Here is a 24,948-nt window from a genome sequence, read left to right on the forward strand (position 1 = left end):
TCACGTTTCGACGGCGAAGCTGCTAGGATTAACCTAGCAACATACCCTTACAGCCCTGGGCCCTCAAGGCCTCGTCCGGGTGAGGGCCTGTCTCCAGCTCACTCGCACCGCCCATCAATGCCGCGTCCGGTTCGTCTAGCCCCAATTCCCCGTAGTGGATCTTGCTAAAGATCCCGCCCCAAGACGCCTTTTCAATCTCCACCACCTCGCATCACATCACATGTAACCCGCAATCCGACGGCGTTAGCCGCGTGCCCTGTGACCCCGAATTCGCAAGCGAGGAAATTTGGTAGGAAGATGGAGGTAGGAAGATAGGACGGCTCACCGATGACCGGAGATCGTGGCGAAGGTTACCTGGTGATGGGCGATATTGGACTGCGGGCCTCGCCTGTTCCAGCCACCTCTCCCGAGCGCAGCACGGGAGAGGTCGGACGGGCCCTCAAGGCCTCGTCCGGGTGAGGGTCTGTCTCCAGCTCACTCGCACCGCCCATCAACTCCGCGTCCGATCCGTCTGGCCCCACCCTCCCGTAGTGGATCTTGCTAAAGATCCCGCTCCAAGACAACCGTCAACCCCACTCAGCCGACCCCATTCAATCAGACCAGATGCCCCCGCCGCAAACGCAAGCAACAAACGCTCGGTCTTATTTGAACAGGAGCAAACAGAGGCAACAGAGCCACATATTCACCTCTCTCTCTGTTACCTCCCTTTCCTCCTGTTCAATGAATTCTTTCCCACTCGGGTCCAGCCGTCACCTTCATCCATTTTAAAATTTACAATTTTCAATTTAACTTTTTCAATTCTCCCAGCTTTCACTCCGCGTAACCAAGCAACTATTGGACTGTGTAAATGTCGGTTCCCGCACGCAGTAAATGCGTAGCAAAACGATGGCGAAAAACATGCGAACTGACATGCTTGTGAATTTCCGCCTGGAGGACAGCCACTTCAACTCGCGTGCGGCTCCGGGACGCTTCCGCTCCAGTGCTTTCAGCAAACACACCCGATTCGGCAAAGAGAAGCTGGCCAAATCGGTCCTGTGGAGCAGATTCCGTTCCGGTTGCGGTGGCCCCACAGCAAAGGTCATCGCCCACTCCCACGGCCACTAAAAGCAGGGTGGCATTTCGGAGTACTGAATCGATTTTACCGCCGCCCTGTATCGCCGCAGCACTATCTTTGCTGACTCTTTGCATGACTGCCTTACAGATCAATGCCTCGGATGGGAAATTAGTTTAAAATTTTGCTTGACCCAAGAATCGAGTCCCCTCATACTCAGCGGTCGCCAACCGGCAATAACACTCCCTCGCACCGGCGATAACACTCCACGTGTCACCGAGGGAGCCGAAGGTCCAAACGGCGATAACACCCCCAGAATCCGCTTGTCGCCACCACAACCAGCGATAATTACTTCGTTCCCCGACTGGCGATGATGACTTGATGGCAACCGTGCCGGCGATTCAAACGGCCTGCATGCGTGATGGAACCGCCGCTAGTTTTCCAGCGTTTCTTGTTGAGGCAAGCGTCAACTCACTGTCGCAAATGCCCCCCGGTCGATCGATTGGCAGAATGATTAGTTGCAAAATGATTGACGCGAGCTGATTTATCATTTTGCCTCACATCATTTTGCCAACAAATTTCTTCTTTGTTTTTGCGGCAATCAACTGATTTGCCGGCGGTCGTTGCGCTCGCTATGATTGGATCAACGTCAACCGTCGTGGTTAGCGACATCCCACTACAGCAAACCGGGGAACCATGCGATGGTGACGGAGCGGCGGCATTGTTTTTCCAAAGTGGTCAGTCACCGTTCGCCGCCCGCACATCGCTCCCGTTATCCGACTTCGACAACGGTGCTACGTTCACTTTCCGAGCGTGCGATTTACCTTGACTGGTCCCTTCAAATCGTCAGACGCTATCTAACATATGTTTTAACGTGGTCTGGAAACACCAAAACCGAGGCAACAAATGCAATTTCGCATCCGATTCATCGCTACGTTGACGCTGTTACAGTCACTTTCCTTGACGCCTGTTTGGCATCTCCGAGCTGCCGCCGATGATCACGTCCATGAATCATCTCAAAAAACGTCTATTACTCGCCAGCCATCATTCGTCTACTTTGGAACCCGCGAAATTCAAATCGAGAAGCATGCCCTTCCTGATGCCAGCAACGAACAGAATGAAGCTGCTTTTTCGAAGCTCAATCCGATTGTGTACTACGGGACTCGGAAGCTCGGCTTCCGCAAGCCTGAGATGAACGCGTGCAAACCTAACCTTCAATCCATTGATTTTGATGGGGAACGCCCGTTCTTTTACTACGGCACGCGTTCCATTAAAACGCCAACAAAATAGGGGTTACGGCGGATAACCAGTAAGCCTTTGACATCGCGAGGTACGAGCCGATGTTCAAGGGCTTTGTTCAAGAAGCTCGTGGAAGCGAGGGCGGTGTCTCGATCGACTACTTGGGTTTTGCTTCGACCACTCGATCGTCATCGCTACCCAGTTGTTCACCCAGTTGTTCGGTTCGATCAAGCGGAACGGTTCGGCGCAGGTACGTTGGGACCATTTCGGTGGGATCTGGCATGGCTGAGAATGAACTATTAATGACTTTTAATGCGACCTCGATCGGATCGGCGCGCACCTCGAGCCTACGCCACCCCGGAAACGTTTGCGAATGATGTCTTTGGTGTGGGTTCGTCGGTTTCATTATCCGCTGTCGAAGTAGGCAAGTGATCGGGTATCAGAGCACTCGATCGGATCGTATGTCACCTCGACCACTCGCAACTGGCCACCGCAGTCCGAGCAGCGCAGCGGTTGTGTCAGCGGCTTCTCCTGCGGCGCATGTCCGCTGGCCAGCCAGAACGTCCAACCTAAAAACAGCCACACCAACCAACGCACCTGATCGAGTTTGATCTTCGAGTTCGGACTCATCCAGCCATAGTGCCGGATCTTTTGAAAACCCGATGGCAGAACGTGCTGGGCGAAGCCTCGCACAAACGATTCCCCTTCGACTTTTTGTGTCATGGTTCGAACGGATTTCGATGGACGCACCGTGTAGGTCACCGACGACTCATCCACCGCCACGATTCGCTTGTCGCTCAAGGCGACCCGGTGCACGTAAGGAGCCAGGTACTTGAGTGTGGGGATCGCGTGACCGACCGCTTGGATATCGACGACGAATTTCTTATTCCAAGCTGACATTGAAACGGTGTCGTATAGCCCACACGCTCGAAGCTCATCGGCCAGCTTCGCCTTGTAGATTCGCACCAGTGTGTCGTGATGAAACAGAAAGTTCTTCGGCGTGCTCTGCCATGACTCGGCCTGGCCATGATCATCCAACTTCACTCCGCCGCCGGGAACAACGTAGTGAATGTAAGGATGATAAACCGCTGGATCTCGTCCCCAAGTGTGCAGCACCCCGAAGAACCCGAGTTGACAACCTTTGAGGCTCTTGGTCGCGGCAGCCACATCGCGGATGCTCTGGCTGCTGGCGTCAAACAAACAGCGATAGCCTTCGCGTTGGCACTCGCGCAGCACCAAACCGATCTCCCGAGGCACCGTGAAGGTGACCAGGAAGTGATGGACCGGCATCAATTTAGCGGACTGTTTTTCGATCCAGGCTTGAGTTTTCTCGTGACCACAGTTGGGGCAATGCCGATTGCCGCAGGAGCGTCCCACCCAGTGCTCGCGGCGACAACCGCTGCACTGGTAATGGACTCCGCCGAGTGCACCCGTACGACAGCGGATGATGGACGAGAGAATTTTTTGCTGAACGATCGAAAGGGTCTGCCAAATCGCCGGGGCGTGCTTGCGCAGTGCATCGGCAACCGAGGGCATCGCAGCCTAGGATGAAGCGTTAGGAGCGACGGAAGATCTGTTCGATCATTTCTCTGGCGTTGGCCTCTGCAGTGTCGGTCAGGTGCAGGTAGATCAACGTGGTCTGCAGGCTGCTATGGCCGAGGTACTGCTGAATGACCTTCAATGACACGCCCGCTTCGAGTAGATGCGTGGCATAAGAATGTCGGAGAGTGTGGATACTGACACGTTTGGCGAACTTCAAGTCGACGGCGATTTTGGACATCGCTTTTTGGACGGTTGATGTTTGGATGGGCGTGTCGGACGTGGAGGATTGTTGGTGATTTCGACCTTCCGCGGGAAACAGGAACCGGGGATGTCGATGCGTCACCCAGTGTTGCCGGAGCCAATGGAGAGTCGAAGTTGGCAGGGGCACGTAGCGATCTTTGGCCCCCTTGCCACGATGGATATGGACCATCATCCGCTGAGAATCAATGTCACCGACTTGCAAGTTTCGAACTTCCTCTAGCCGTAACCCCATCGAGTAGGTGGTCCAAAAAAACAGAGCGATCCGCTCGACTCGGCAAGCGTTGACGATGCGGTGCACCTGCTCGATGGTGAGTACTTGAGGCATCGTTTTTGCCCGCTGCAGCTTCATCGTGGCGAGCGTCTGCCAATTCCGCTTGCACGTTCGCGAGTAGAAGAACTTGATGCCAGAGAATGCAACACGGATCGATCCGTAAGCGAATTGCTTTTCGTTTTTGAGGTAGAGGAAGTATCGCCGGAGTTCAGCTTCGCTGATTCGGTCGGGACGTTTTTCACAGTAGTCGGCGAGTTGCCGGACGGCTCGGAGATAGCCGTGCACAGTGCGTTTGCTCATGCCTGCTAGTTGCAGGTCGTCGTTCATGTCCTGGTAGAGCTTGCCGTCGAAATAGCGAGAGGCGGCAGGGAGGCGATCGTAGTTGACCATGGTAGATCCTTGTTGAGAGAGAAAAATAAACAACAAGAAAACATGCCAGCGCCGTGAGAATCGGCTAAACTAACGATCGAAAAAAAACAGCCACACCCGCCGCGATAGCGGCTTACTTGAACCATCGCGTGAACCGGAGAACGTGAGCTCATTGACTTGGCCGGTTGATACTGTCCCGCGCGTTCCCGGTCAACGCTACCGTTCTCCAACTGACGACGTTGACTTAATGGCAACCGTCAAATCGCTGTCGCAAATGCTTCCGCGGTCGATCGATTGGCAGAATGATTAATTGGCAAAATGATTAACGAGCGGGTGGGAGCGAGACATGGAGACATGGAGTGAGGAGTGCGCTTCAGGTGATCGCGGATGTAGGGCAGAAAGATTGGTGCGACAGAAATTTTTTAAGACCGCGTGTTGAGTGCCTTCATCTTTTTGTCACCGATGTTTTTGCCTGTGACTGGACGCTATTCGCACCGTCCATTGAGCAACGCTTCGATCGCTGCTTCGGCCCATTGACGTCGCTGTTTGCCGCCGCTCGCTGAATATTCCGCCCAGCTTTGTTCGGCTGTCCCCCATTCGCCTGTCCTTCTGTTTTTCACAATTAGTTGACGTAGCGTCATTCGTCCCGGGTTAGCGATGATCAGTGTTCTCGTCATGCCGGATACCTTCATGCGACCCAGCAATCGCGGATCCTTGCACGCTCCTGATTTGCTTAATCAATTGCTTCTTATTTTTTAACCAGTGTTTTTTTAACCTTTCCTAGTCAGCGTCCCGCTGTGTGATAGCAGTACGATGCGACGCTGTCGATTACAGAGTGATGCTTTCGAGGATCGAGGTAAGTGATAGACAGAAAGATTGGTGCGACGGAAAGAATGAAACGTCGGAGTGTTGAGTGCCATTATTCTTCTGTCTTCATCTTTTTGCCCACCATGTTTTTGCCTGTCTTTGTCCATTTGCGAAGCTAGCGTCCAACTGCACTCGTGGTCGTCGAGCCACGTCGTCAATTGGTCTGTGTGATGTTCATTTGCGATGGTTGGTGCGACTGGCGGGCAAAGTTTAAAAATGTATTCGCCTCCAGTCAGGCGAATTCCCAAAGATCTCAATGCTTATGCCGCGAACGTGATCGCGGCATAGCGTGGGAAGTGATGTCAAGCGAGAGATGTCGGACGCGAGCAGCATACGCCTGCGATGCCCTTTGCCAATCAAATGGGAGTACCGGCTTCTGGGCTGATCCAGTTCAAAATCGATTCCCTTTCGTTAGCTGCGATCGCATCCCACATCGCTCATACGGACGCCAATTCGTCGCGGCATCAATTTTTGATTACTTCCATGTTCATGTCGAGCTTTTCGATTCTTGCAATAGTCAAATCGGCGGTTGCTTGTCGCCACGCTCGTCAATCGATAACGACACTCGAAAATTTTTGGTTTGATGCCGTCTCATTGCTTGCTACCACTCGCCTTATCGGCATGGTTCTTGCATCGTTCGTAGCCGGCTAACACAATGAAGCGAGGCGTCATTCCGAACATCGAGCCTGGCTGGCGAGGTTTTCCGAATCGATACATCATCCCTCCGTTCCAGGTGATGGCAATCCGTTATCCGGCCGAGAACTGCGTGTCCCAATAGGTTTTGAACCGTGCCCGTGGTACCGTGTCGCCGCGTTTTGTTAGTGAAGCGAATTCGGATGCAGCCATTTCCCAAGCGAAGGAACTGATTGATGACGCTCCCAGCACCGACTGTAGTGTACCGCACCAGGGTCTATCAGGACGCAGAATCGGTCACGGCGTCTCTTCGACAATCGGGAATCAATGCTCGGCTCGTTTCACCCCAGGAAGTTGGTCACATGGGCGAGGGGCCAGTCTTTGATGTACTACACGATGTCCTAGCCGCTGACTGCAAACAGGACGATGTGCTACACCTGATCGAACAGTGGCGTGGGAGAATTGAGGACACACGTAAACACGAACTGCCATTTTGCTACTTCTGTGGCGAGACGCTAGGATCAATGACAGTGACTTGCCCCTCGTGCGGTAATTCCCTGGATGCGGACGGTACCAAACCGCGACACGGCGACGGATAACCCTTCCGATCGATGTGAGCGGCGAAGTTTCGTTTCTCGACCATTGAACATTCATCGTCGCTGCCCCTCTGCTTGGCCAGATATCATGACCAGATTCGCATCCATCCTCATCACACTGATGTTCGTAGGGTTTGCATACGGACAAACGCCCCCCAATGGACTGTCGACCTTTTGGTTGAGCGACGCGGATCCCGCGACCGCGGACATGTACGATCCACTGCTGTTGATCACCGCTGTTCCTTTGGAGAAGCTTTCGACCGTTGCGGCCCTGCAAGACGAGTTTGAAGGGCTACCTGACGTGCAGAAGAAACGACCTTACGTCCTTGATCTGCCTGCGATGTTTCTTGAAACACACAAACGAGACTCAATTTGGAATGCGGACGGAAGGCCGATCAAGCCTTTTGTCGGCAAGTTTGCCGCGGACAACAAAACGGAAATGATTGCATACGGTCGGCGGTATCGAATCACTCCCGCTGCAAACGCTGACGTGCTCCGACTCTTGAGGAACCCGACGGGAACCCTACCGCTGCATCGACTACACTCCTCCATTGGCGGTGCGGAACGTACAGTTCACGCATTACGATTGCTGCTTGTCGAACAGGCTGAACACCAAGGCGACGACGGCAGCACGAAGCGGTGAACGGGCGAGAGGAAGACACAGAGTGAGAAGTGAGGAGTGAGGAGAGCTCGGCGGGGGCCTTGGTGCGAGCTGCGCCGGTGTGTTCGCACCTGCCAAGCAATATCGGATGTAGAACAGAAAGATTGTTGCGTCAAGAAAATTGGAACGGCGAAGAAGTGAGTCCTCCTATTCTTCTGCCTTCATCTTTGTGTCAACCATGCTTTTGCCTGTAACTGGTCGCCAATTTGCCCCTTCTGTTGAACAGTGCGTCGATCGCTGTCTCGGCTCGTTGGCGTCGCTGCTCGCCGCGGCTCGCTGAATGATACGCTTGGCCTCTACCCAGCTTCATTCGGCTGTCCCCCATTCGTCTGTCCTCCTGACTTTTTTAAGCCTGATCACACAGCGTCATTCGTGCCGGGGTAGCGTCGATCAGGGGTCGAGTCATGCTGGAACACTTCTTGCCACTCAGCCAACACCAATTGTTGCTCGGCCCTCATTTGCGATAGCAATCTCTTCTTATCTTCTAACCAGCGATTTTTTAACCGTTGCTCCGCGGCGCCCGACCGTGTCATGAGGGGAGGCCGCCTGAGATTGATTCTTGCTGGAGAAAGTCGACGGTGCGACGCGGTTCGACACAAAACCATGCTTTCGCGGAGCGACGTAAGTGGCAGGCAGAAAGATTGGTGCGATAGAAAGATGAGACTGCGATGCGGTTCGTGGTTGGACCAGAACGCTCACGTTTTCCTCATGTTTTATCCCTTCATCTTTTAACCTCTTGCTGGCGCGACAGTGCGATTTGATGTACTGTCAACCGCAACCCATGTCGTCGCTTCGCGACTATGGTTCATCTGTTATCGCGTTCCACGGACTCACGTCCGTGGCTACAACATTTCGTCGCGTTGCGACTTGGGGAAAGGTTAGCTTACGATGACCAAAATAGCGACGGTCCCGTTATTCTGCGTTTTAATCTTTCTGTCGCATCAATGTTTCTGTTGTCACATGCGGCGTGAACGATTTTGCATGCTGAGACCGAACGGTCCCGAACCTTTGTGAATAGACGCGGTGCGACAGGACGCTCTACGAATCTCATTCCGCGACCGTCGTGGTATTAAGCAGACAGAAAGATTGGTGCGACAGACAAATGAGGCTGCAATGGCGGTTCGTGGTTGGACCAGAACGCTCGCGTTTTCTTCATGTTTTATCCCTTCATCTTTTAACCTCTTGCTGGCGCGACAGTGCGATTTGATGTACTGTCAACCGCAATCCATGTCGTCGCTTCGCGACTATGGTTCATCTGTTATCGCGTTCCACGGACTCACGTCCGTGGCTACAACATTTCGTCGCGTTGCGACTTGGGGAAAGGTTAGCTTACGATGACCAAAATAGCGACGGTCCCGTTATTCTGCGTTCTAATCTTTCTGTCGCACCAATTTTTCTGTCGTCATTTGCGTCATGAACGATTTCGTCTCGCTGGAACAAACGGGCCCTAGAAAAAACGGATCGACGCCGCGTACGGGACTCACCGAAATTTTCGTTCGGTGATCGCCGCGAGGAAGAGCAGACAGAAAAATGGGTGCGACAGAAAATGAGGCTGCGATGGCGATTCGTGATTGGACTTGAAACGCTCGCGTTGTCATCACATGTCGATCACCTGGCTTTACCATTTTTCTGCCCACTCCATCTTCCTGCCCAACCTTGGATTGACCGTATTGAAGCCAGCCATGACTTTGCAACATTGCTACTGACGCGATCCCAATGTCGCCCGGATTCATTGCTCGGACGATAGGCCGACAGAAAGATTGGTGCGACAGAAAAATGTGACGGGCACGGCGATTCTTGACGGAACACGATGTCCGGCGTCGTCTCCATTTTTTAATCTCTCATCTTTTAACCTTTCACTTCATTGCTCATGCGTTGCACTGTGACCGTAATACCTGCCGTCGCTTCGCGACTCTGTGCGGTGAGGTGTGTACCTTTCCACGGACTCACGTCCGTGGCTACTACAAATTGTCGCGTTGCGACTGTGGGCACGCTGATGAGAACGAAGGGCGTGGGCTTTGCGAATGACGGATGGTGGCCATAAAAACTTTACCGAGTTTTGGCCGTATTACGCGCCCTGCCGTTTCCGCGATGGTGCCGCTTACGCAACACTCCACCTTGCGTTCTCTGGCGTTTTGACATGCGACACAATCAAACCCTGTTTGACCTTGCCGACTGGCTTACGGATCCTCCTACCGGAGGCCCGATTCAGATGTGGATCGTCGGTGCTGGCCTGTCGTCGATCGTGACGTTTTACGGGATCTCCTGCTGTTTGACGCAACACGCAACGACCCTAAACATCACGACGAGAGGATTTCAACCACTCGGCCGAGGATTCTGGTTGAACATCACCGGTGTTCATGCTGTCACGTTTGGCATGGTCGTCGTTTGCGTTGGGCTGTTCATTCACTTTCAATGGTTCTGGGGCAACCATAAACGCTTGTTCCCGTTTCACGAATTTGCGAAATACGCCGCTGCACTTGGGGTCGTCGCAGCAATGCTCGCTCATGCATTCACGATGATCACTCGAACGTAAACCAGCCGCCCATCGGGGACCAGCCTAAAAAGTGATGCTAAGATTCACGTCCAGGTCCTGTCGTCTTTGGTCGCCTTGCGACCGGGAACGCGCTGCAATAACCGATGGCTACGTCACCACGATTGCTCGATGCAGTAATCAAAAACACGTAGTCGGCAAACGGTCCGTATGGATGATCTCAATCACAGAGATATTCGTTTCTTCGTTTGCTTGCCTTTGAATCTTTTTGTCGCACCAATCTTTCTGCCCTCGCTTTCGGTGTGAATCGTCTCGGCCGGCGGGGACAAGCCGAGGGCAACATTTTGGGAACTACTGGCGGTCTAATCGTCGTACGCATCTGCGTTGGTCGTGCAAATCGAGATCGCGTACCGCGTTGCGGAGCACGCGCAGGATCGTTGCTCGGTCTCATCATCTCCGGTATCTTGTCGTTGCGCAAGAGCGATTGGATGAACGAAATACTCGCCGATTCAGCGAAACGCAAGAACCATGGGGCGCGTACGTGCCGCGGCAACGTCTTCCATCTACACGTCTTTGTAAACACAACATCACGAATCGCTGCCGCGCGACCACCCACATTGCCTGCAGCACCATTAGCAAACCGATGTAAGGAGCAATCCTGTTGATGAAAACCCGAGTCCTTCTCTTATTAGCTCTGACGGCCATTGTATTTGCCAGTGCGGTCGATGCGCAAACGCCCTCTGAGCCACTTCGGACGTGGACGAGTGACGATGGGGCATTTACGGTTGAGGCGGAATTCATCGATTTGCGTCGAAGCACGATCCGTCTCCGTAAAGCGGACGGCAATACGATCACCGTACCGTTAGCGAAACTCAGTGAAACTGACCGTCAGTTCGTGCGTGAACGACAAAGCGAAATGCAGAAGGACCGCGTCCAAAACCGTGATCGCCGTCAGCCCGCACAGAACGCTTCTCCTCTTGTCCGACGCAACGTTGCTTCACTCAACGCATTGCTCGAACCGGTACGACAAAAATATGGAGTCCCCGCCCTGGCGGCGGCCGTTGTCCAGGGCAACCAGTTGATCGCAGTCGGTGCTGTTGGTCTACGACAGATGGATTCCGACGAGCCGGTCACCATCGAAGACAAGTTTCACCACGGATCAATATCAAAGCCGATGACCTCGATGCTCCTCGGCATGCTGGTGGACCGAGGAAAACTCCGTTGGAACACGACTGTGGCTCAGGCGTTTCCCGACCTAATCGATCGTATCCGACCCGAATATGCCAACGTGACGTTGGAACATTTCTTGCTGCATCGATCCGGGCTGCCGAGCGATCGGCGACAATCACCCGAACTGAATGCGGCGATCAGTGGGCTAAGAGGAGACATCCTGGACCAGCGGAAGAAGATGGTAGAAATCGTACTTCAACAACCTCCGGTCGGGTCGATTGGTGAGAAGCATGTTTACGCCAATTTTGGATATTGCGTCGCCGCTGCGATGGCAGAGGCAGCGACCGGCGAATCGTGGGAAGACATGATGAGCGAAATGGTGTTCGCACCGCTGAATATGGAAACGGCGGGGTTTGGCCCGCCCTCGGACCCGGACAAGATCGATCAGCCACGCGGGCACATTGGCGTGGGCGTGGAGATGAAACCGGCCCGACCAACAGCCGACAACGCACCCTGCATGGGACCGTCAAGCCGAGTGCATTGCAGTGTGATCGACTTGGCGTTATTCGGGCATTTGCATCTGCAATATGGTCCAACCACCGCAAAGTTTGTGTCACGCCCAACCTTCGTCCGGCTGCATACGGACCCACTAAAGCAAAACTACGGACTTGGGTGGACGGTCAGTGATCCCGACTGGGTTCCTGGCGAGCTTCATTGGCACACAGGGACCAATGGCATGAACTATTCCGGACTCTACGTCGTCCCGGCACGCAACATGGTCGTGGTGGTTTCGACAAACGCGAAGTCGAGTGAGGCGTGTACCGAAGTACGAGATTTGATTCTCCGTCGCTAGTTCGCAACAAACTCCAGGCAATGACGTCGTCCACCGGTCATGGCCTAATGCAAATCATCCGGGCGTAAGCAAGTTGATGCGAAGCCCCCTGGAACAAATAACGCATTCCATGGCACTATCGGCGATCGGCCAACGCTTGCATTTGGAATGGTCTGCCCTGAGTCGCGGTAGCAAAAATTGCTTGCAACCGGGTAACACGCGCAGTACGATGCAGGCGCTTGCAATACCGAAACAAGAACGAACAGCCAGTCAATGCCCCGGAGTGCTGGAGCCAACTGGGCTTAGCAGACAAAGGACAATCGTTCGTTACCACTCGGTTACCTTGACTGTTCAATTGCACCAAAAATTGGAGAACCGCATGGGTGTCAAAGCGTTGCAGAGGCTGACCGTAATTGTGACGATCGTTTGGACAACCACGATGACCGTGGCCCAAGGCGCAGACGGCACGACGAACACTTTGTTCGAGCCGCCGATCCGGCTGCGCGCTGATGGCCAGTTCATTGACACGGGCCCCGCATGGGGACACAGCGCTCCGTGCATCGAGGATCTTGACGGCGACGGATTGGACGATTTGATTGTCGGTGACTTTGGTGGCAAGTTTCGCTGGTACCACAATACGGGTACCGCCAGTGAACCTGCTTATGAGAGCAAAGGCTTCATTCAAGCGGGTGACGTGGACGCGGAAGTAAACATCTACTGCTGCATCGGCAGCCAAGCTCGTTTTTGCGATCTTGACGGTGATGGAATTCGCGACATGATCGCCAATTCATATGACCCAGGACATTGCTACCTCTTTCGCGGCCTGCCCAACAACCGCTTTGCAGCCCGCGAGGAACTTCTTGACAAGACGGGGGTTCCGATTCGTTCCGCTCCGATCCAGAAACAGCACTATCAATCGTTCGGCAGTTTTTTTGAAGCGGTCGACTGGGACGACGACGGTGACCTTGATCTACTGATTGGTTGTTTTGACGGCACCGTCAAACTGCGGCTCAACGAAGGCAATGCGAAGACTCCAGAGTTTGCCGCAGAAAACGTCGATATTGACGCCGCCGGCGAGCCGCTTAAAGTCAACGCTCACTTCTGTCCCGTGGTTGCAGATTGGGATGGCGACGGATTATGGGACGTTATCGCGGGTAGTGACGACGGTAGTGTGACATTCTTTCGTAACGCCGGAACCAAGACTTCGCCGACGTTCGCAAAAGGCGTGATTCTTGTCGATGCACATGAGGGCAATGGATACAACCGAGTCATGTGGGATGAGTCTGCGATCATTCCCGGAATACGATCTCAAGTCGATGTCGCCGACGTCAATGGCGACGGCAAACTCGATCTTGTCGTGGGTGACTTTTACACCGCATATGATTTTAAATCTGATTTGTCACCGCAACAGAAGCAGGAAGCCGAAGAGCTCATCGCCGCAAGTGAGAAACTGGGCAAGGCGTTTGCTGAGAAATTAAAAGCTCTACGCAAAGACTTTGCGGAACGTTATCCAGGTGACGAGGTCTTCAGTGACGAAGCAGACAAAGCATGGTCGACCGAGTATAAGGCTCTACGTGAGACCCTCGAAGCAAAAGAAATGGAGGAGAACGAAGAGCAATTCGCCAAGTCGCTTCGCCCCTACCTCGCAACCACCAAGGGGTCTGGGGATCGAAGTTTCGATCTTGCGCTGGCTCATGGACACGTCTGGTTATACTTGCGCAAATGATCAATACCACTCACAGGACCTGCGGGTTCGAAGCGTCCCATCGATGTAAACCGCCGTGGCTGTTTCTCATCGTTTTCTTCTTGCTTGTTGGATGCGGCCACCGACCGGAAACCGCAACCAATCTGTCGAAAGTACCCGAACCGGCGGTTTCACGCTCCGACTCCACAAACGACAACCAACTCGAACCGCCCCCTGCTGCACCCGAGTTCATCAAGCCATCGAGTGAAAATGATCCCGTCGAGGTGCGGTTCGCTGCATCAAAGCGAGACGTTCGCGTCGGTGAGTCCTTTGAAGTGTCGGTGGTCTTTAGCATCGACCCTGCGTACGAGATCCACAGCATGGATGCGTCTGCACCGCAGATCCCGACTCAAATCGAACTTGAGTTGCCTGTGGGGTTCACCGCGATCGAAGATTGGGATGCTCCCGCGCCGGTCCGTTCGCTAAACCCTGGCGGCCAATCGGTTTTCACCGGCGACGTCGAGTTCGTGCAAACGATCCAAGTTTCGAACGAGATCGAACCGGGCGACCATCAGCTGATTTGCTCGGTATCGTACCAAGCGTGCAATTCGCGGCGATGCCTTCGGCCGACCAAGTCGGTGCTCACGATCGAGTTGACGTGTAGTGCTGGTTCCCCATGAACATGCTTCTCCAGTCCAAACTAACTTGGATCAACTGCGAGACACCGCTTTCGTACTGTCGTGGTTCGTACAGAAACCGCCACAGACTCAGTCGCGAGGGTGACGACTTTTGAATCGTTCTATCGCACCAATTATTGTGTCGTGAGCTGCGGAGCAAGAAATTTGTCGAGTTGGGACGAACCAACGTCAGAGTCCAAAGATCGTTATGGTTCGTGAGATTGACCCGGGATTTTCGCTCGTTGATTTCACTGACGCAAGGTCGAGAAAAAAGTTCGTGCGACCGAAACACGAGACGGCCATCGGGATTCGTGACACGATGCAATCGCCTGCGTCGTCCCCATGTTTTAATCTCACATCTTTTAACCTTTCGCTGCAGCTCGGGTGCGTTGCACTGTGCCGCAATGCCTGCCGTCGCTTCGCGACTCTGTACGGTGGGGGGTGCATCTTTCCACGGACTGACGTCCGTGGCTACTGCATATCGTCGCGTTGCGACTGGTAACACTGGCTGGATCGGTTGGCACAAAGATAGATAGTCCAGTTCAAAAGGCTTTGAAATCTTTCTGTCGCACCAATCTTTCTGTCTTTACTTGCGGTGTGAGCGAGCTTGCACGATGGAGCAGGGCAGACTCAGAATCGATGGAACGATGTAGTGTGCGCGGACGAAAAGTCGACAGGAAAATTGGTGCGACAGGAAAATGTGACTGCCACGGCGATTCTTGACAGAACTCAATCGCCGGAGTCGTCTCCATTTTTTTAACCTTTCGACACCTTTCCGATGCAGGTCGTTTGCGACGCGAGGGGTAAACCAGGGATCACGATCGCTGTCGCCGCTACCGCGGCTATTGTCGTGTGTTGTGTTCGGAACCCCATGCCTACGCATCTTGAAGTTGAGCGTTTAGACATTCTTCTGGCCAAAGGCCCAGCAATTTGCCTAGCCGGCCTCATTAAGTCCCAGCAAACGGCCGGACCGTTGGCCCTTCCATTCATTGGTTTTCTAGGTCCCAGCCCGTTGGGCTGGGCCAGGTAAACGTCTGGGGCTTTGCCCCTAAATACAAAAGCGCAACTTCAAAACTTACGCATGGGGCTAACTGCTTTCGCCGCCATCGCGGCTTTCGTGCCCTGCCCATTCGCATTGATGTGCGTGATCCGCGGGCCGACTGCCTTACAAGTTTGGAAACCCAAAATAGCGTCGCCCCGCCGAAACAACGTGCAATGGCGTCTCCAGGGTGAATCAAACCGCCGCGGGCTCTCCTGCCGTCGCGTTGCGACTTGCAGGCAATCCCCACTTGCGCGGGCAAGGTCTACATGCATGCCGTCGCGTTGAGACTGGCTCAGTGGAACACACGTGGTGCTAGGCGATGATCTCGTGGATCGGCTCGACGTGCTCGACGCCGACTAACTTTTGTTCTAAGCCGCCATAGAAGTACGACAAGTGATTGGGGTCGAGCCCCATTTGATGCAGGATCGTGGCGTGCAAGTTTTTGACGTGCAGTGGGTTTTCAGCGGCTTGCGAGCCCAGTTCGTCGGTTGTTCCATGGCTGATCCCGCCTTTGATCCCGCCGCCTGCCATGAACATCGTAAAGCCGTACGCGTTGTGATCGCGGCCTGATCCTTCGGCATATTCAGCGGTAGGTTGTCGGCCAAACTCGCCGCCCCACACGACGAGCGTTTCATCGAGCATGCCACGTTGTTTCAAATCGGCCAACAGAGCCGCGACCGGCTTGTCGGTCGCGCCGGCGTGTTTATTGTGGTTGTCCTCGAGGTTGCCGTGGGCGTCCCAGTTGTGATCGTTGTGGGCACCGCCACTGTACAGCTGAATGAACCGCACCCCGCGTTCGACCAATCGTCGTGCGATGATACAACGTTTGCCAAAGTCACGTGTCTGCTCTTGATCGGCGCCGTACATCGCAATCGTTTTGGCATCCTCGCTACTCAGATCCACAGCCTCGGGCGCAGCGGCTTGCATCTTGTAAGCCAGTTCGTAGCTGGCGATCCGAGACGACAAGTCGCTATTGCTTTCGCGTGAGATCAGATGGCGATTATTCGCTTTTTGAATCGAATCAATCAATTGTCGCTGCACACCTTCGGGCAAATCGCTTGGCGGTGCCAGATCCAAGATCGGAGCTCCTTCGGCGCGAAACACGTTGCCTTGATACGTCGCCGGCATATAACCGCTGCTCCAGTTCTTGGCGCCGCTGATCGGCCCGCCACTGGGGTCGAGCATGACGACGAAACCGGGCAGGTTCTCATTGACGCTGCCGAGTCCATAGGTCAACCAAGATCCCATCGCGGGGTTCCCCGACAGAATCCGGCCACTGTTCATCATCAACATCGCGGACCCATGGATCGGCGAATCGGCCGTCATCGAGTGCAGAAACGCGATATCGTCGACATGGTTTGCGACGTTAGGAAACAGTGAACTGACCCATTTCCCGCATTCGCCGTGCTGTTTGAACTTCCAACGAGGCTCGACAATGCGGCCGCCACTTTTGTGCCCGCCGCGGCCAAACGTTTTGACGTCGACCGTCTTGCCGTCCATGCCGATCATGTTCGGTTTGTAATCGAACGTATCGATATGGCTTGGTCCGCCATACATGAACAGAAAGATCACCGACTTTGCTTTGGGAGCGAAGTGCGGTGGCTTAGCCGCCAAAGGATTCACAAACGGTGAATCGGATTCCGACGCCGTCGCGCGATCGAAAAAACCATCCGATCCGAGCATCGAAGCGATCGCGGCAGCACCGAAACCGCCGCCGGTTTGCCACAAGAATTCTCGGCGAGTACGGCCGCAGAAGTTGTCTCGCTTGGTCATGATCGGACTCTCAGTGATTGTTTTTTGGGGGGAAGAAAGTCAAGCCGCGTGATGGGTTTGATGCCGCATCGATCCACGTTTAATCGACAAACAGAAACTCGTTCCAATTCATCACAGTCAAGCAATACAGACTGACCGCTCGAGTGCGTGTGATACCGTCGTGCGACACTAGTTTTTCGATCAACGCATCGCCGTCGGCAATCTCGGCATCGGTAGCTGGTCGAGCGAACGCGGCCATGATGGCTCGGCGAACGACCTCGTCATTTCCGACACTCGCCGCGTCAATCGACTTGGCAAACTTCGTCGCTTGATCGTGAATAAAGTCACTATTCAACAGTGATAACGCTTGCCCCGGCTGCAGCGTGGCAAAGCGAGCTTCACACGTCAGATCGGGATCAGGGAAATCGAAGGCGGTCAACAGCGGCGTCAACAGCGAGCGTTTCACATGGATATAAACGCTGCGTCGATTACGTTGTTCTTCGGGCGAATCGCCCCAGCCTTGGCCCGGCCGTGATTGCCCCGCCAACACTTCGGCGGACAATTTCTCATAGAAACTTGGGCCATAAACACTCGGGTTCAGCGATCCGTTGACCGCCAGAATCGAATCGCGAACCTCTTCTGCACTCAGGCGACGAGGATCAAACCGCCAAAATAAATCGTTTGCCGGATCGATCGCCAACCCGTCGTCGCGACTTGCCGACGACATCTGGTAGGCTCGACTATTCATGATCAGCCGGTGCATGTCTTTGATTTTCCAGCCACTTTGAATAAACGTCTGGGCCAGCCAATCGAGTAGTTCCGGATGAGTCGGTGGAGTACCAAGTTGGCCAAAGTTATTGCTGCTGCGAACAATGCCCCGTCCGAAATGGAATTGCCAAATTCGGTTCACCATCACGCGAGCGGTCAGGCGGTTGTCATCGCTGACGATCCAATCCGCGAGCACGCGACGTCGTCCGAGCGATCGGTTATTGAACGCGTCGACTCGCGTCACATCGTTATTGGATTGGACTTCGGGAATGGCGGTTTCAAAAATCTCGGGGAACGACGGCTGAACCTCGTCGCCAGGCGAGTGCGGGTTGCCTCGGAACATCACAAACGTCTTGCCCGGTTTCGGCGGGTATTTGGCCAATCCCATGACCGAGTTTCGCGGTGGCAATTGTTTCAGTTCTCGCTGGTTCTCACGCAGTCGCTTGCGAAGTGATTCGTACTTGCGCCATTGATCGGAGCTGAGGTTTTCCTTGAGTTTTTCCTTCAGTACTTTTTCTCGTTCACGACGAGGGCCTTCGGTCGCTCGTTGATCCGGAGCGGACATCTTGACGATCCCCGCTTGCTCGATCTCGTGCATCGCCGCTTCGATCTTTTTGCGGGCGACATCGTTATCGTGATAACGAGCCTTTAGCTCTGCGGACGTGATGTCAATTTGATTGTTCGCTGGATCGGTGCCGCCCGATGCATAGCGAGTCACATCCTCGAAAAACGACAACATGCTGTAGTAATCGGTTTGCGGGATGGGATCGATCTTGTGGTCATGGCAACGAGCACAGTTGATCGTCAGCCCCAAGAACGCTTGCCCCGTCGTGGTGATCAAGTCGTCCATCTCGTCGAATCGAGCTTGAACAGGATCCGCAGGTTCGTCATCCCAGATCCCCAGGCGGTAGAAGCCCGTCGCGGTCAGTGTTTCGGTGGTCACGGAATCGAGTTCGTCGCCAGCGAGTTGCTCGCGGACGAATTGGTCGTACGGTTTGTCATCGTTAAAAGACTTGATGACGTAGTCACGATACTTCCACGCGTTTTCTTTGGGGTTATCGCGTTCGAAGGAGTTAGACTCGGCGTAGCGAACGAGGTCCAACCAATGGCGTCCCCAGCGTTCACCGTAGTGAGGCGATTGAAGTAATTCGTCAACAAGGCTAGAGAACGCATCGGGAGAATCATTGTTGACAAACGCTTCCACCGCCGCGGGCGATGGCGGCAGCCCCGTCAGATCGTAGTAGGCGCGGCGCACCAACGTTCGGCGGTCCGCCGAAGCGTTCGGTTTCAAACCGGCTTCGCCGAGCGACTTGAAAAGGAATGCGTCGATCGGGTTTTCGTTCCATACAGGATCCGCAACTCGCGGCGGATCCGGGTTGCCCATCGGCTCGAACGCGAAATGTTTCCCCCAAGCGGCCCCTTCGGCGATCCACTGCGTTAGCAATTCGGCTTCGGCCGGGGTTACGGGATCGCCTTCGGGCGGCATGCGTTCAAATTCGTCGTCGGTGGTGATCCGTGCGACTAACATACTGGCGTCCACATCGCCTGCGACGATGGCGAACTCGCCAGACTCGGCTTCGGCGAACGCCGATTCCTGTTCAGCAAACGAAATCCCGCCTTCGGCTTTATCGGGGCCATGACAAGCGAAGCACCGCTTGGCCAAGATCGGTTGCACCTGCTTGATAAAATCGACCGACGCCGGTGCTGGAGTTTCCGAGGATGCACTGCCCTCGGCTGCACCGGATTGCCCACTCAGCCCACCGATCACCCCGCAGGCAGCTAGCATCAGGATCGCGTAACGGCCAAGCGGACGGACGGAGGACAGAGCATTGAGTCGAATCATAACTTTGATTTCTTGCCGTCGAAGGTGGGATGTGATGCCGGTGCACTGATGGAAGCGAGGTGGGACAGCAACCGTGATGGCACCCCGCTATTGTGACAGGAAACCAGGCTGACGCCAAGTAGGAATCACGCATCGCAATTGAGATATATTGCCGACCCAGCAGTCACCCACACCATGACCAGAAACGTCGCGTTTCGTTGCGGTTTTCGCAAACTCACCCACAGGACCTGCTATCAGAACGTCGAACCATGAAGACGTGAAGGAAGCTTCTTTCGCAAAACTAGCGTGAATTGAGCAGGCTTGCGTGGGTTGGTGGAAGAGGCTTGGAAGCTTGGTTGCGGTGAACCTGTTTGCGTAGAGGAGGGACGGAGCGCGTAGAGGAAGGGACGGTGCGCGGAAGGACTCGTTGCCTCGTCCACTACGGATTGGGCGTGGGGTGGGCGTAGGTTTGGCGGTGCAGGAGCGATCGAGAAGATCGATTAGGGCGCCAGCGTGAGCGCGTCCATGCGACTTTTGATCGTCTTGTGGATCGTTTCGAGTTGCTGTTCAAGCTGTTGGTTTTGGTTGTACAGCCGCACCAATTCTTGGCGTGTTTGCTCGACTCGCGTGGCGATCTCGTCGTGGTACGCCTTAATTGCGAGCTTTTCTTTTTCGGTTTGATCGAAATCCTGCTCAAGCTTCAGCTTGTCTGCTTGCGTGGACGTCAACATGGCCTCGGTCGCTCGGATTGCTTCTTGCAGGACCGTCTTTTGGTAATCCGCTTCTTGGACCTGAGATTCCAACGCGGTCAAACGAAGGCGGATGCGACGCAGCACAAATCGATAATCGTTTAACGGTCGGATGTAATATTGATTGATCAGCTTTACCACGCCGAGATCGATCAATTCGTTGGCCGCTTCTTCCTTGAGGACAAGTTGATCGCCCACGTTGAACGACACGTCGTCTTCTTCGCTGCGTTGCAAACGACTGTCCAAGGCACGTCCGGTACCGTCAAAGAAGTCGCCATCGGTAGCCGCAGTCGTACGTTGGCCATCGACTTGGATTTTGTGTTTTTTGATGAATTCCACTCGAGTCCATCGGCTCAGCGGTGGATCGTCGGGCGTCGCTTGGCTGCCATCACGCAGGTACGAGTCCAACGTTTTTTGGCTTACCCCGGATTCAAACAGATCGGCGAGCAGTTTGTCGTCGACGCGTCCGAACAGATGGTTTTCATCAGGTGTACTGCCTTCGGCGATGAAGATCTCGTGTCCATCGAGCGGCAGCATTTCATAGATCGACCATCTTCCGGCCTGCATGCTGGTGATCGCATCTTGTTGATTTTTTTCGAGCTTACCGGTCGGTTGCAGCGTGACTTGGTCTGGAGTGCTCGAGATCACTCGAAATTCGCCCAGATAAAACCGAGGCAATTGCAAGTTCATGTTTGGCATTGGTCGTTCGGCAAAGCCATAAACGATCAAGCCTTCGGGGACCAAAGCTTCTGGGGCAGCTGGTGCCGCTGCGGCATCATCTGCGGCCGCCGGAGGGGCTCCGCCAGCGTCATCGGGAATGATCGGAGCGGGTTGTGTGTTGGCGAGGACGATCCCTTTGAGGTCACCGTTTTTCAGTTCCAAGGACCGCCAAACTCGACCTGCTTCGACCGAAATCACGGACAATTCGTGGTTCAACGCGACGACGCCTTTGCCGGCTTCGGGGCCGGTCAAACTGCCAAATTTAAGCGTTTGATACTCTTGTTTTGCCTTTTCTGCTCGAACTTCGAGTTTTTCTTTGATCTGGTGCCATGCCGCACGGCTCTTCAGGGCCCCGGCGGTAGGAAAGATAAACAGCACGGCCAACAGCATGGTGATGCTGACGGTGACGAGGTGATACCACCGCCAAGTCGGTGCAGCCTTCCAAACAAGGACGAAGAAGCCGATCACGACAACGATCAGTAAGCCTAGAATAGCGTATTGCATGATCGTTTAAGCGAGAGGTTGAACAGGCATTAAGAGACGAAGAAGACGACCGCGAGGGTTCGGAGGCGGTTTGTGGTTGAGAGTCACAAACAAAAATGCCTCCGTTGGATAATAAGTTGGGCAAGATGCGCCGTCAAGCTTTTCTCGTAATCTGCGGGAGATTCGCGTGAACGTGTGAGCAAATTTGAGGCATCTGGTCCATTTTGCGGATTCGATTCGCGAGCTCTCCCCCCGCTGCGACCGCCGTCAAAGTCGCTGCAACCCGTACCGCCGTCATCGCATCGCCCCTCCCCACCGGCATAACCAAGCGATCCGGTGAAGACCGCACGTTGGCAGGCCGAATTCGTTAACTGTACTGACGGATGTGCGTTTTGTAGGCATTGTCCCCAATAAATCAATTCTCTCACACCCGAATGCCCACGTGAGTAAATCCCACCCCCGATTGGCGGTCGGCTCGTCGATCGCCGCAGAACGGTTTGCGGCCCTCTGGTCCCTAGTCCGCAAGAGAATGAAACCACTTTGCTGTGCGCTGCTTTTGAGCAACATCATACTCAGCAGCGTGGGCTGCCATCGTCAGTACTATCGCAAGCAAGCCGATTGCGAAGCCAATATGTTGTTGGACGAGAAATCGCAACACATATCTCGCCCCCCTAACATGGCACTGCGGATCGACGTCGATCGCCGCAGCCGGATGTTCAATCCATTTGACTTGGATTTTCAACCGATCCCCACCGACGATCCTTCGTCGTACGAGTACATGCAATGTGTTGATGATCGACGCGGCTACCCATTGTGGGAAGCATCCGGGGTTACCAATACGGCCGAAAGTCCCGATTGGTGGCAATTTCTGCCGCTGGACGAGGACGGCGTGTTGGTGCTGAATGCTGAAAATGCGGTTCGGATCGCGCTGCTGCACTCGCCCGAATACCAAGCCCAACTCGAGGAACTGTATTTGGCGGCGCTGGATGTCAGCAACCAGCGTTTCCAATTTGACACGCAGTTTTTTGGGGGTGCCCAGACGTTTTTGACAGCCGATGGTCGCCGTCGCAGCGGCGGGGGCGGCAACAGCAGCACTCGGTTCGAAGTCGGCACGTATAGCAACGGCAGTCGCCCGCTTTCGCTGGAACGTCGCTTTGCCACCGGCGGTGAATTAATCGCAGGAGTCGCGAACAATATCGTCTGGGAACTAAGCGGCCCGAATTCGCAAAGTGCATCGACCATCTTCGATTTCACGTTGCTGCAACCGCTGCTACGTGGTGCCGGTCGCGACCAGGTGCTGGAGGGTTTGACGTTTGCCGAGCGAAACCTGCTTGCCAACGTTCGCGCCTTTGAACGCTACCGCCGCAGCTTCTTTTTGAACATTACGATCGGACGCGGGCTGGAGAGCCAAGTCAGTACGGGCGGCCCCAACCTTGCGATCAATGGACAGGGCTTCGGAACCGGCGGTGGCAGTGCGAGCGGCTATCTCGGCTTGCTGCAAACTCAATTGCAGATCCGCAACCTCGAAGAGAACATTGCCCGCCAAGCGGAAAACTTGTTGATTCTCGAAGACACGCTGATCGAACAATTGACCACCATTCCGGATGACGCCGAGACCATCATTCGTCAACGATTGCAGGTGGCTCAGGCACGATCGAGTTTGCTGCGATCGCAGAGTCAATTGGTGGCACAACAAGCCGGCTACGAGCGATCCGTCGACGCGTTTCTCCGCAACCTTGGTTTGCCGCCCTACATCTGTGCACGACTGGAAGATCCGATCCTGCAACGATTTGAGTTGATCGATCGTGATCTGCTTGGTCGCCGCGAACAACTTGCGTTGGTCCGAACCAGCGTTGGACGATTGAATGTTTCGATCCTCGAACGCGGAACCTTTCAAGTGGATGAAGCCACCGGTTTGCCCGAATCTCAGATCGAATGGACCGATGAACTCGCGAAAACGCTGCTGACATTGCGAGGCGAAATTCAACCACTTGCAGAATTTAATCGAACGCTGATCGAGGAAGACTTGCCGCGAATCACCGAAGACATCCAGCGATTTACCGAATCGTTAGACGAACGGCAAAATCAGAACCGTCAATTGAGCAAGATGTACCAAGAGCAGAAGACCCAAATCTGTTCGCTACTGAACACATCGGATATTGACGAATCGCTGTTTGACATCGAAGGTTTGGCTTCACTGAGCGAGTTATTGAAAGATCAGTACGATCGACTTGGCGAGCGTTTGAATACGTATCAGCAACGAATCGAGCAGCTCGACCAATCGATTGAAAACATTGTGAACAAAGGTCCTGAGGACACCGATCCGCGAAAAGTGGCTCAGACGTTACGGGATACCATTATTCTCGCATCCCAAGACCTGTTGGCCGAACTTGCCGACGACGTGCTGACGTTGCAACTGATCCAAGCCCGTGCGAGGACCGAAAGCGTGTTGCTTCCTGAGGTGGATATTGAACCAGCGACGGCGCTGCAGATTGCTCGTGCGAACCGCCGCGATTGGGCCAATGCTCGTGCCGATCTGGTGGACCAATGGCGACTGATCGAAGTCGTGGCCAACGATTTGGAAAGTTCGCTTGACGTGGTCTTCAATGGCGACGTGCAAAATGTCGGCAACAATCCACTGGACCTGCGTTCATCGACGGGACGATTGCGAGTCGGACTGCAATGGGATGCACCGATCACTCGTTTGATCGAGCGGAACAATTATCGTGCGACGTTGATTGCCTACGAACAAGCCAAACGGGCTTATTACGGATTCGAGGACGATGTGTGGCAGCAAGTGCGTGCTGAGATTCGGCAACTGCAGGCCAACCGTTTGACCTTCGAACTTGGACGACAAGCGGTCAGCATCGCAGCATCGCAGATTGAATTGAATGCCGACATTCGCTCGCTCAACGATGCTCGGGGTCGCAGCAGTGGTCCGACCGCGGCCCGCGATGCGATCAGTGCGTTGAACGACTTGTTGGACGCACAGAACGCGCTACTGAACATTTTTGTTAACTATGAAGTGGTCCGTCGCAGCTTGGACTTTGATCTTGGCACGATGGAATTGACCGCCGAAGGATTGTGGATTGATCCAGGCAAATTGGATCCGGAATATTTGCTGACGCTGTCCGGCACACGAGAATCGGGCATGATCGGTGGCTGCAACGATTGTTGTCTGCCATCGCGTCCTCAGCCGCGTGCTCCTGACTACAGCTTGATGCAACAGTTCGACGGCGGAGCAACGTTGGTCGAATAGCGTTCA

At 54.3% G+C, this 24,948-nt stretch carries 17 protein-coding genes; 8 read left to right on the plus strand and 9 right to left on the minus strand.

Features of this window, described 5'->3' with window-relative positions; genetic code table 11:
- Positions 1-831: 831 nt before the first annotated feature.
- Positions 832-1,188 (minus strand): tyrosine-type recombinase/integrase, encoded by a 357-nt coding sequence (locus ABD971_RS26505; protein ID WP_345326867.1) that lies wholly within the window; start codon positions 1,186-1,188, stop codon positions 832-834.
- Positions 1,189-2,011: 823 nt separating this feature from the next.
- Here ABD971_RS26505 and ABD971_RS26510 point away from each other — a divergent pair.
- Positions 2,012-2,341 (plus strand): hypothetical protein, encoded by a 330-nt coding sequence (locus tag ABD971_RS26510; RefSeq protein ID WP_345326868.1) that lies wholly within the window; start codon positions 2,012-2,014, stop codon positions 2,339-2,341.
- Between the two features lie 106 nt (positions 2,342-2,447).
- Here the strand turns inward: ABD971_RS26510 and ABD971_RS26515 are convergent, their stop codons facing one another.
- The 5 genes from ABD971_RS26515 to ABD971_RS26535 all read right to left on the minus strand — a co-directional run bounded on the left by ABD971_RS26515 (position 2,448) and on the right by ABD971_RS26535 (position 6,320).
- On the minus strand, positions 2,448-2,573 hold the full coding sequence (locus tag ABD971_RS26515) for a hypothetical protein (RefSeq protein WP_345326869.1): 126 nt from the start codon (positions 2,571-2,573) through the stop codon (positions 2,448-2,450).
- A gap of 122 nt (positions 2,574-2,695) precedes the next feature.
- The gene (locus ABD971_RS26520) at positions 2,696-3,826 is read right to left on the minus strand and encodes an IS91 family transposase (protein ID WP_345326870.1); all 1,131 of its coding nucleotides are present in this window, start codon (positions 3,824-3,826) and stop codon (positions 2,696-2,698) included.
- Between the two features lie 19 nt (positions 3,827-3,845).
- The gene (locus ABD971_RS26525; RefSeq protein ID WP_345326871.1) at positions 3,846-4,754 is read right to left on the minus strand and encodes a site-specific integrase; all 909 of its coding nucleotides are present in this window, start codon (positions 4,752-4,754) and stop codon (positions 3,846-3,848) included.
- Positions 4,755-5,218: 464 nt separating this feature from the next.
- The gene (locus ABD971_RS26530; protein ID WP_345326872.1) at positions 5,219-5,410 is read right to left on the minus strand and encodes a hypothetical protein; all 192 of its coding nucleotides are present in this window, start codon (positions 5,408-5,410) and stop codon (positions 5,219-5,221) included.
- 781 nt (positions 5,411-6,191) lie between these two features.
- Positions 6,192-6,320 (minus strand): hypothetical protein, encoded by a 129-nt coding sequence (locus tag ABD971_RS26535; protein ID WP_345326873.1) that lies wholly within the window; start codon positions 6,318-6,320, stop codon positions 6,192-6,194.
- Between the two features lie 149 nt (positions 6,321-6,469).
- On the opposite strand from ABD971_RS26535, the gene ABD971_RS26540 reads away from it, so the two are divergent.
- From ABD971_RS26540 to ABD971_RS26565, 6 genes are all read left to right on the plus strand, one after another.
- On the plus strand, positions 6,470-6,832 hold the full coding sequence (locus tag ABD971_RS26540; RefSeq protein ID WP_345326874.1) for a hypothetical protein: 363 nt from the start codon (positions 6,470-6,472) through the stop codon (positions 6,830-6,832).
- Between the two features lie 85 nt (positions 6,833-6,917).
- Positions 6,918-7,472: a hypothetical protein gene (locus ABD971_RS26545; protein ID WP_345326875.1), complete on the plus strand. Its 555-nt coding sequence runs from the start codon at positions 6,918-6,920 to the stop codon at positions 7,470-7,472.
- A gap of 2,158 nt (positions 7,473-9,630) precedes the next feature.
- Positions 9,631-10,026, plus strand: a complete 396-nt coding sequence (locus tag ABD971_RS26550; RefSeq protein WP_345326876.1) for a hypothetical protein — start codon at positions 9,631-9,633, stop codon at positions 10,024-10,026.
- 622 nt (positions 10,027-10,648) lie between these two features.
- Positions 10,649-12,007 carry a serine hydrolase gene (locus ABD971_RS26555; protein WP_345326877.1) on the plus strand — a complete coding sequence of 453 codons (1,359 nt, stop codon included), beginning with the start codon at positions 10,649-10,651 and terminating at the stop codon, positions 12,005-12,007.
- Positions 12,008-12,365: 358 nt separating this feature from the next.
- On the plus strand, positions 12,366-13,712 hold the full coding sequence (locus ABD971_RS26560; protein ID WP_345326878.1) for an FG-GAP repeat domain-containing protein: 1,347 nt from the start codon (positions 12,366-12,368) through the stop codon (positions 13,710-13,712).
- The gene (locus tag ABD971_RS26565) at positions 13,709-14,350 is read left to right on the plus strand and encodes a hypothetical protein (protein ID WP_345326879.1); all 642 of its coding nucleotides are present in this window, start codon (positions 13,709-13,711) and stop codon (positions 14,348-14,350) included. Before ABD971_RS26560 ends, ABD971_RS26565 begins: the two co-directional genes overlap by 4 nt.
- A gap of 1,351 nt (positions 14,351-15,701) precedes the next feature.
- Here the strand turns inward: ABD971_RS26565 and ABD971_RS26570 are convergent.
- The 3 genes from ABD971_RS26570 to ABD971_RS26580 all read right to left on the minus strand — a co-directional run bounded on the left by ABD971_RS26570 (position 15,702) and on the right by ABD971_RS26580 (position 21,704).
- Entirely contained in the window at positions 15,702-17,162 is a 1,461-nt protein-coding gene (locus ABD971_RS26570; protein WP_345326880.1) for a DUF1501 domain-containing protein, read from the minus strand.
- Between the two features lie 79 nt (positions 17,163-17,241).
- Positions 17,242-19,752, minus strand: coding sequence for a DUF1553 domain-containing protein (locus ABD971_RS26575; RefSeq protein ID WP_345326881.1), 2,511 nt, complete (start codon positions 19,750-19,752; stop codon positions 17,242-17,244).
- Positions 19,753-20,231: 479 nt separating this feature from the next.
- Positions 20,232-21,704, minus strand: coding sequence for a hypothetical protein (locus tag ABD971_RS26580; RefSeq protein ID WP_345326882.1), 1,473 nt, complete (start codon positions 21,702-21,704; stop codon positions 20,232-20,234).
- 421 nt (positions 21,705-22,125) lie between these two features.
- On the opposite strand from ABD971_RS26580, the gene ABD971_RS26585 reads away from it, so the two are divergent.
- Positions 22,126-24,942 carry a hypothetical protein gene (locus ABD971_RS26585; protein WP_345326883.1) on the plus strand — a complete coding sequence of 939 codons (2,817 nt, stop codon included), beginning with the start codon at positions 22,126-22,128 and terminating at the stop codon, positions 24,940-24,942.
- Positions 24,943-24,948 lie beyond the last annotated feature (6 nt).

Source organism: Novipirellula rosea (assembly GCF_039541335.1).
Classification (GTDB): Bacteria; Planctomycetota; Planctomycetia; order Pirellulales; family Pirellulaceae; genus Novipirellula; species Novipirellula rosea.